At 70.7% G+C, this 8,041-nt stretch carries 10 protein-coding genes; 5 read left to right on the top strand and 5 right to left on the bottom strand.

Features of this window, described 5'->3' with window-relative positions:
• From VF139_02620 to VF139_02600, 5 genes are all read right to left on the bottom strand, one after another.
• Nucleotides 1-278, bottom strand: a 278-nt coding sequence (locus tag VF139_02620; GenBank protein HEX6850274.1) for a hypothetical protein, incomplete at its 3' end; no start/stop codon positions are given.
• A complete protein-coding gene (locus tag VF139_02615; protein ID HEX6850273.1) occupies nucleotides 275-1,216 on the bottom strand; it encodes a hypothetical protein in 942 nt (313 codons plus the stop codon). The genes VF139_02615 and VF139_02620, both read right to left, overlap by 4 nt.
• A 185-nt stretch (nucleotides 1,217-1,401) precedes the next feature.
• On the bottom strand, nucleotides 1,402-2,568 hold the full coding sequence (locus VF139_02610; GenBank protein ID HEX6850272.1) for a hypothetical protein: 1,167 nt from the start codon (nucleotides 2,566-2,568) through the stop codon (nucleotides 1,402-1,404).
• 100 nt (nucleotides 2,569-2,668) lie between these two features.
• Nucleotides 2,669-3,334, bottom strand: a complete 666-nt coding sequence (locus VF139_02605; protein ID HEX6850271.1) for a hypothetical protein — start codon at nucleotides 3,332-3,334, stop codon at nucleotides 2,669-2,671.
• Between the two features lie 89 nt (nucleotides 3,335-3,423).
• Entirely contained in the window at nucleotides 3,424-4,104 is a 681-nt protein-coding gene (locus VF139_02600) for a lipid-binding SYLF domain-containing protein (protein HEX6850270.1), read from the bottom strand.
• A 277-nt stretch (nucleotides 4,105-4,381) separates the two neighbouring features.
• Between VF139_02600 and VF139_02595 the strand changes: the two genes are divergently transcribed.
• The 5 genes from VF139_02595 to VF139_02575 all read left to right on the top strand — a co-directional run.
• Entirely contained in the window at nucleotides 4,382-4,957 is a 576-nt protein-coding gene (locus tag VF139_02595; protein ID HEX6850269.1) for a hypothetical protein, read from the top strand.
• A 24-nt stretch (nucleotides 4,958-4,981) separates the two neighbouring features.
• A complete protein-coding gene (locus tag VF139_02590; protein ID HEX6850268.1) occupies nucleotides 4,982-5,620 on the top strand; it encodes a matrixin family metalloprotease in 639 nt (212 codons plus the stop codon).
• An 81-nt stretch (nucleotides 5,621-5,701) separates the two neighbouring features.
• Nucleotides 5,702-6,703: an FAD:protein FMN transferase gene (locus tag VF139_02585; protein HEX6850267.1), complete on the top strand. Its 1,002-nt coding sequence runs from the start codon at nucleotides 5,702-5,704 to the stop codon at nucleotides 6,701-6,703.
• A 138-nt stretch (nucleotides 6,704-6,841) separates the two neighbouring features.
• Nucleotides 6,842-7,318: a hemerythrin domain-containing protein gene (locus tag VF139_02580; GenBank protein ID HEX6850266.1), complete on the top strand. Its 477-nt coding sequence runs from the start codon at nucleotides 6,842-6,844 to the stop codon at nucleotides 7,316-7,318.
• 59 nt (nucleotides 7,319-7,377) lie between these two features.
• The coding region (locus tag VF139_02575; GenBank protein ID HEX6850265.1) for a 2-oxoacid:acceptor oxidoreductase family protein at nucleotides 7,378-8,041 on the top strand (664 nt) is incomplete at its 3' end.

The following is an 8,041-nucleotide window of genomic DNA, read 5'->3' as shown; positions in this document are numbered from 1 at the left end:
ATCCGGCCGTTCCTCAATGCGATCCGCTGCCGATCGATCGCGCCCGGCGTGAGCAGGACGTCCCCGCGTACCACGAATCCGCCGAGGTCGATGTCGATGTCCTCGGCGACGAGGTTCAGCGCGAACTCCCCCGTCCCCACGATGTCGCGAGTCACCACGTAGGAACCCGACTTGTCGATCGTCATGGGCCGGTCGATCGGGATCCGTCCCTGTCCGAGCGCGACCGGCGCGAGGGCGAGCACCGCGACAAGCACGGCGAACGTCGACTTGGCGCTCATCTCACGTTCCCCCCGGCGTCGAGATTCCCCGTGCCGTTGTCCTGAACCGCCCCGAGCTCGTTGTTGCGGAGAACGTTCTCCCGATAGGTGTTGGCGTCGCCGTCGAAGACGAGTCCGAATCCGGGTCCCTGGACGGCATTCCCTTCGATCGTGTTGCGAGAACCGCTGACGGCGATGGTGCCGTTCCGGATCGAGTTCCTCCGGACGGCGTTCCCGCCCGAGCTTACGTGGATGAAGGCGGCGACGTTGTCGGCGACCGTGTCGCCGATCGTCGTGAGGCAGTTCGTGCACGGAAGGTGCACGATCCCGCTCCACCTCCAGAACGAGTTCCGCTCGACGAGGTTCGCCCGGTTCGTCAGCCCCGAGCCCCGGCGCAGCGTCAGGTTTCCGAGAAAAGCACTTCCCCTCACGACGCTCCCGTCGAGACTTCCGAGATCGACGTTCCGGGTGAACGCGCTGTCGGCGACGTCCGCGTAGGCGGTCGAGGCGTTCGGGTTGATGACCACCGAACCGTCCACCCGCGACCCGCGAACCACGAACTCCCGGCATGCGTCGAGGCGGATCCCCCCGGCGAAACCCGAGACCTCGGACAATCGGAGCGCGGTGGGGCGGGGGTCGAGCGGCGGGCGATTCGGATCGAACGCCCGCTCGAGCTTCCCCTCGATCCTCCCCTGCTCCAGGACGATCCGCTGCGTCCCGGTCCTCGCGGGCAGGAGGACGACGTCCCCGCGGACGACGAACCCGTCGAGATTCACCGTCACGGAATCCGCCCGGATCGTCAACGCGACGCCGCCGGCCGCGTCGATCGGCACCACGACGACGTACGTCCCCGGCAGGTCGATCGTCGTCGGCTTGTCGATCGGTGTAGGCGCGGCGTGCGCGGCTCCGAGAAACGCGATCGCGGAACCCGCGATCACCAGTCCAGACTTCAGGTTCATGATCGACTCCGCACCGAGGCCTGCGGAGGTCGAAATCCCCTCGGCCCCTGCGGCCGGGACCTCCGATGGAGGGAGTATACGAGCGGGTCCGCTCCCCCGGGAACCGATCTTTGAGGAAGCCCGGAGTGCAGCTCCGGGTGGCTCGCCCTGGGCAATCCGAGGCTGCGACTCCGTTTTCGGGGTCTTCACTCCCCCACGTCGAAAAGGAACGCAGCCCCGGCGTCCTCCGCGACGCCGTCGTCGAGCTGGGCGCCCACGACGACCGTCCGCCCCGAGATCCCGACCTTCGCGCCGTAGAGGGTGAACCCCGGAGAGACGTCCGCGACCAGTTCGCGATCCGCGACCCAGCGCCCCTGCTCGAGTCGGTAGACCCAGGCGCGGCCGCCGGGCTCCGCGCTCGGGGCTCCGACGACCATGCGATTGCCGTCGGTCTCGAGGGCGAAGCCGAAGCGGTCGAACGGCGCGGCGTCCGGCGAGAGCTGCACGTCCGTCGATTCCCAGGTCTCGTCCCCCCCCGGCGCGGTCCGCGGGCGGAAGGTGCACAACAACCCCCGCGAGAGGACGAGGTCGCGCGGCGCGCCGACGAGCAACTCACCGTTCACGAGGGCGACCGACCGACCGAACCGGTCGCGCGGCGTTCCGACCGGCGACCGGACCTCCGCGCCGCGCACCCATCCGCCCGAGGTCCGAAGGAACGTCGCGACCCGGCCGGGGAGGAACTCCGCCGCGAGGTACGGAGCGCCCATCGCGATCCGACCCGCGCGGATCGCCACCGAGGCGCCGAGGCCTCCCCCCGAAGGGATGCCGATCGCGATCAGGCGCTGCTGGAGGACGAAGCCCCCTTCGGGGCTCCGCTCGAAGACGAATCCCATCCCGGTCGGACCCATCGGGGAGGATGCGAGCGGAGCCCCGACGACGATGGTGCCCCCTTCGATCGCGACCGCGTCCCCGAAGCGCATCCCCGGATTCGAGGCGTCGGGCCGCAGAGCCGCCGTCTCGCGCATCGCGCCGGGAGGCCCCTCGAAGACGCGGACCTCCCCCGACCCCTCGGAGTTCGGCGCGCCGACGACGAGGTAGGGTCCCGAGGCCGCGAGCGCGGTTCCGAACCGTGCCCCCTTCGAAGGCCCGTGGATCGTCTGCACGTAGACGCCGTCGGCGTAGACGTGCACCGCCCCCGCGTCCTCGCCGGCGTCGTCGGACCCCGGCGCGCCGACGAAGGCGAGCGAACCCGAGACCGCGACCGCAGCGCCGAAGCCGCCGGCGACCGACGGCGAAGGATCGATGAGGCGCAGCGGTGCCGAGAAGACGACGGACACCGACGAGAAGACGACGGATAGGACGAGGGTTCGCATGGGACCTCCTCGGGGTGCGTGTACCCGAAGGGGGCCCCTCCGTCCGGAACGGTGCAGCCGGTCGGGCGCGTCGTGCGGCGGGGACGGGGAAAGGGTTCGCTCAGCGCTTGGAGGCGAGCGCCCGCTTCACCCTCGGCACGGCCAGCTCGACGGGCGCGTCCGACCAGGCCGGGGTCGGGAACGGGTCCTCCCACGCGGCGCCCGCGGGGAAATACATGGCGACGTCCCAGGCGATCACGTCGGCGTCGAAGTCGGGCTCCTCCCCTTTTGCGCGCACCAACCGCATCGCGCGGTCGATCATCCGCGGCGAGACGTGGCGATCCGGATCCCAGAACTCGGTCACGCGCGGGTCGCGAAGCGGACGGCGGGCCGACTCCTCCGGAGGGCCGAGATCGGAGTCGAGCACGGGGAGCCACACGACGAGCACGCGCAAGTCGGCGTCGGGGCGGTCGGCGATCGCCTTCCCGAACTCCGCGATCCCGTGCACGCAGTCGGAACAGGTCGGAGAAAGCGCGAGCACGTAGCGGGGATAGGCGATCGCTCCGGCGAACGCCGCCTTGAACTCGGCGATCTCCGGGTCGCGCAGCGTGGGGAGCGTCGGGTCCGCCGGAGCCGGCGGCGCGGGAGGAGGTTGCTCGGCCGGCGACGGAGCGCGGATCTCGGGGGGCGGCGGGGGACCGGCTTCGGGGGCGCGCCGCACGGGCGTCGAGAAGCAGCCGGCGAGGACGGCGATCGTGCACGGGAGCGCGAGGAGTGCCGATCGCAAGAGAGCCTCCAATATCGGCGCCCCGCCGGCGACGGGAGCCGGCGGGGCGCCTTTCGACGCGGACCGAGGAATCGGGAAGAGGAGAGGAATCAGCCCCGGTCCGCGATCTTGTTCAGCAAGCTGACGAACGGTCGGGACTCCCGCGGGACGCGGACCTCGTGTTTCACGAGGATCCCGTTCGCGGTGACTTCCTTCCCGTAGTACTTGGCGTTGGCCTCGGCATCCGGACGGATGACGCTGCCGGAGAGGGAGGCCCCGAGGAACAGGCCCTGGGACCGCGACCACGACAACATCTGCGCCTGGAGCTGCGCGTCGGTTGCGGCCTTCGCGTCGCGGCCCACGGGTCCGGCCGTCGCCGACGCCTCGCCGCCGATCGCGAACTTGTCCTGGAGCAGGTTCTTCATGCCGTCACGGTTCATGATGAGCAGCACCACGTCGGCCTCCTGGCCGCCGAACTGCCACCCGACGCTGCCGCCGGCGAGCTTGAAGAACGCCGGCGCTCCGAGCTCGCCGTCCTCGTCGCGGCAGGTGAAGATGCCGCGGCCGCCCTGGCCGCCGACGATGAACGCCGCCTTCTTCACGTCGGGGAAGACCCCGACGCATTCCGCGCGCTCGAGAAGCTCGCGCGGGATTCCCTTGTCCGGGGACTCGAGCGCCGCCTTCACGACGGACTCGGCCTTCTGGAGCCTCTCCTGCTCCGCCCCCCGGTCGGAGGCGACGATGGGAAGCGCCGACAGCAACGACGCGAGGACGATCGGGATCGCTTTCATGAGGTCCTCCTTTCCGGTGGGTCCCCGTGCAGGATCGCCGGGGCCCGTGAGGCAGAAAGGCAACGTCGATGCCACGACGCGGCAGGCGCATTTCTCACCGATGCGACGCACGCGCTGGTTCCTTTCTTCCTGTTGGCCCGGACGAAACTTCCCATGAGGGAACGGCATGCGGTGCGAATACCTATTGACGTTCCCCGCACGCCGGGCGTAAACACCCCCGCATTGCGCGGGGGGATGGTCCTCTCGCGCGTCCGATTCCGTCGGTGGGGGGCACCGTATGAAGTGGATTCGTGGCGCGATGCGCGCCGCGGCGGCGCTGGCCGTCGTGGCGGCCCTTTCCCAACCCGTCCAGGCGACGACGATGATCCGCATGGGTCTCGAAGGGCTCACGGCGGAGAACCAGTCGGTCGTGGTGGGACGCATCCTCGACGTCCAGAGCTACTGGAACGCCGAGGGGAGCTTCATCCTGACGGACGTGCGCGTCCTCGTGCAGGACGTCCTGAAGGGGAACCCGAAGGAGAAGGAGTTCACCATCACGGTGATGGGCGGGAACGTCGGGGAGATCACGACGCTCGTCGTCGCCGGCCCCGACCTCGAGATCGGGAAGGACTACGTCCTGTTCCTGAGCCCCGAGGACCTCCCCGGCGCGGTCCAGGTCCGCACCGTGCGCGACCTCGCGCAGGGCGTCTTCGACGTCGTCGACACGCCGTCCGGCCCGCGGGCGATCAGCCAGGCCTCGCGCCATCCGCTGATGCCCGACGTGTTCGGGTACTCCGACGCTCCCGGCGGGTCCGAGGGGCTTCCGCTCGACTTCATGACGCAGAAGGTCCGGCAGCTCGCCGGCCGCCGCTAGAGCGCGGGTAAGGGAGAGACGACCATGAAGCGCCTTTCGATCTCCTTCGTGCTCGCCGCCGTCGCGCTCGCCGCGTCGCCCGCGCACGCCTACCGTTTCATCCAGAACACCGGAGTCGGTCGGACCAGCTCCGGATACCTCGTCGCCTGCAACGCATCGGGCGGGTTCGTCCACTGGACCCAGGCGAACATCCCGTGGCGCCTGAACACCTCGGGGCAGGGCGCGGGCAAGGAGGGGGCGGTCACCGCAAGCTGCGCGTCGTGGACCAACGTCGCCCAGGCGAACCACAACCTCACCTACGCCGGCACCACGAACGCCGGGTTCGCGACCGACGGGATCAACGCCATCGTCTTCGCCCGCGGCAACGGCTGCTCCGGCCAGTGCCTCGCGATCACCGCCCTCGTGCTCGCCGCCGGGCAGGTGATCACCGAGACCGACATCTCGTTCAACCGCAACTACGCCTGGAACACGAACGGCTCCGCCGTCGACACGCAGGCGGTGATGACCCACGAGATGGGGCACGCGCTCGGCCTGCACCACACCGAGGTCACCTCGACCCCGCGCCCGACGATGTACGCGTCGTATTTCGGGACCGACGGCCGCACCCTGGAGTCCGACGACGTCCAGGGGCTGCAGTGCTCGTTCAACCGCTACCCGTTCTAGACTGCCGAAGGAAGGGGTCAAGTCGTCCTTTGCCGCTCGAGTGACGACTTGACCCCTTCGATCCGCGGCATCCCACCCGCCGTGCCCCGCACCCCGCACCTCCTCGTCGCGCTGCTGCTCGCCGCCGCCGCCGGATGCGCGCCTGCCGCGCGGACCTGGTCCGAGCAACGCGTCCTCATGGGGACGGTCTTCCGGATCCAGGTCCACGCCCCGCCCTCGGCGCAGGCCCGCCGCGCCGTCGCCGCGGCGCTCGACGAGGTCGCGCGCGTCGAGGCCCTCCTGAGCGAATGGCGGGAGACGAGCGAGATCAGCGCCCTGAACCGGGCCGCGGGGCGCGGTCCCCTCCGCGTCGGCCCCGAGCTCCTCGAGGTCCTCGAGCGCGCGGCGCTCGCCTCCGAGGCGACCGGCGGCGCGTTCGACGTCACCTTCGCCACCTGCGGCGGGTTGTGGTCGTTCCGCGACGCCCGCGTCCCCTCGGACGACGAGCTGGCGACGTGCCTCGGGCACGTGGGCTTCCGCAAGATCCGCGTCGACCGGGCGAGGTCCGAGGTCGAGATCCTCGATCCGGCGACCCGGATCGGACTGGGCGGGATCGGGAAGGGGTACGGCGTCGATCGCGCCGCCGCGGTCCTCGAGCGCGCCGGGGTCGGCAACTACGTCGTCGACGGCGGCGGCGATCTGCGCATCCGCGGCCGCAACGGCGATCGCCCCTGGACCGTCGGGCTCGCGGACCCGCGCCGCAAGGGGGAGCTCGCCGGGAGGGTCGAGATGGAGGCGGGGTCGATCGTGACCTCCGGAGATTACGAGAGCTACTTCGAACGCGACGGCGTCCGATACCACCACATCCTCGACCCGGCCACGGGACGTCCGGCGCGCGGGTCGATCGCCGTCACCGTCGTCGCTCCCGACGCCACCTGGGCGGACGCGCTCGCCACGGGGCTGTTCGTGATGGGGCCGGAACGGGCGATCCCTGCGGCGGAGGCCCTCCCGGGGGTCTCCGTACGGATCGTCTCCCCCGACGGCGCGGTGCACACCTCCCGGGGGTTCCCCAAGGTCGTCGCCGGGAACGGAACTCGCATCTAGCGGCCGCTCGACAGGCATCCGGCGCGGCGCGGCCGCGAAGCTCCTCCCCCCGGAGCGCAACGGACGACGTCGGCTTCGTCGCGTCGCGCATTTTTCTCGCGTGGCGGCCCCACCGCCGGGCGAGTGTGGGGGTTCGTCATGAGCGAGCGCGACCTTGCGGGCACCCCGATTCCCCAGAGCGAGCTGACCGAGACCCTCGACGAGCACAAGGCGTGTCTCCGGCTCGTCGAGGCGGTGGAGGAATGCCTGACGCATCGCCCCGACCTCGAAGGGCGCTGGGTGGCAACCCTCCTCGAGCGCCTGCGCCCCCTCCGGCGCGGGCTGCAGGACCACTTCGAGTCGGAGGAGAAGGGGGCGTTGTTCGGCGCCCTCCCGCTGGCCAAACCCCGTCTCGCCCGGCAGCTCGACGCGCTCAGGAAGGAGCACCCCGTGCTCTCCGAGCGCCTCGAGCGGATCATCGCGCAGGCCGAGGGCCTCGAGGACCCGGCGGTCTACGACCTGCGGGAGCTCAACGCCGCCGTCCAGCTGTTCGTGGCGACCCTCAGGCGCCACGAGGCCGCGGAGAACGAGATCGTCGTCCACTCGCTGTGGGACGAGCTCGGCACCGGCGACTGACCGGAACCGCCCCCGGCCCCGTACGGAGCGGGATCCCAGGTTCCGAAGGAGGGTTCGGCATGAAGAAGGACGCGCCCGGTGTCGCGATCGTCGACCAGCAGATCATCGAGTTCGTCTCGGACTCGGGCGAGGGGGCGCAGACGGCGGGCCAGCTGTTCGGCACGTTGTGCGCGCAGTCCGGAAACGGGGTCTGGACCGTCGAGATCATCCCGGCGGAGATCGAGCCCCCGTTCCGTTCCCGCCAGGGGGCGAGCGGCAACCGGATCCGGTTCGCCACGGGGCCCGTGACGAACATGGGCGAGACCGCCGACCTCGTCGTCGCGCTGAACGAGCAGGTGTTGTACAGCCGCATCGACGTCGGCGGACTGCGCGAGGGAACGATCCTGCTCCTGGAGAGCGGATGGGGCGAATCGCCCGACGCCGCGATCCGGGCGCAGTACGCCGAGGCGCTGGCGGACTTCCGGAAGCGCGGCTACCGCGTCCACGAGGTTCCGATCGAGGCCGAGTGCCGCAAGCTCGTCCCCGACCCCAAGCGCGGTCGGAACATGTGGTCGCTGGGAATGGTCTGCGCCGTCTACGAGCGGGACCTCGCCCTCGTGGACCGGGAGATCGAGCGACGCCTCGGCAAGAAGGGCGAGAAGGTCGTCTCGGCGAACTGCGCGCTGGTGCGGGGCGGGTACGCCTGGGCGCAGGAGAACCTGCCGTTCCGTTTCCGCGTCCCGG

Source organism: Candidatus Polarisedimenticolaceae bacterium, assembly GCA_036376135.1.
In the GTDB taxonomy this organism is placed as follows: Bacteria; Acidobacteriota; Polarisedimenticolia; order Polarisedimenticolales; family DASRJG01; genus DASVAW01.
This window is presented reverse-complemented; position numbering and strand designations above follow the sequence as displayed.

Excerpts from the sequence above, each read along its gene's own strand:
- VF139_02600 (HEX6850270.1), bottom strand. The coding sequence starts at position 4,104 with ATGAAAGCGATCCCGATCGTCCTCGCGTCGTTGCTGTCGGCGCTTCCC.
- VF139_02580 (HEX6850266.1), top strand. The coding sequence starts at position 6,842 with ATGAGCGAGCGCGACCTTGCGGGCACCCCGATTCCCCAGAGCGAGCTG.
- VF139_02590 (HEX6850268.1), top strand. The coding sequence starts at position 4,982 with ATGAAGCGCCTTTCGATCTCCTTCGTGCTCGCCGCCGTCGCGCTCGCC.
- VF139_02595 (HEX6850269.1), top strand. The coding sequence starts at position 4,382 with ATGAAGTGGATTCGTGGCGCGATGCGCGCCGCGGCGGCGCTGGCCGTC.
- VF139_02615 (HEX6850273.1), bottom strand. The coding sequence starts at position 1,216 with ATGAACCTGAAGTCTGGACTGGTGATCGCGGGTTCCGCGATCGCGTTT.
- VF139_02610 (HEX6850272.1), bottom strand. The coding sequence starts at position 2,568 with ATGCGAACCCTCGTCCTATCCGTCGTCTTCTCGTCGGTGTCCGTCGTC.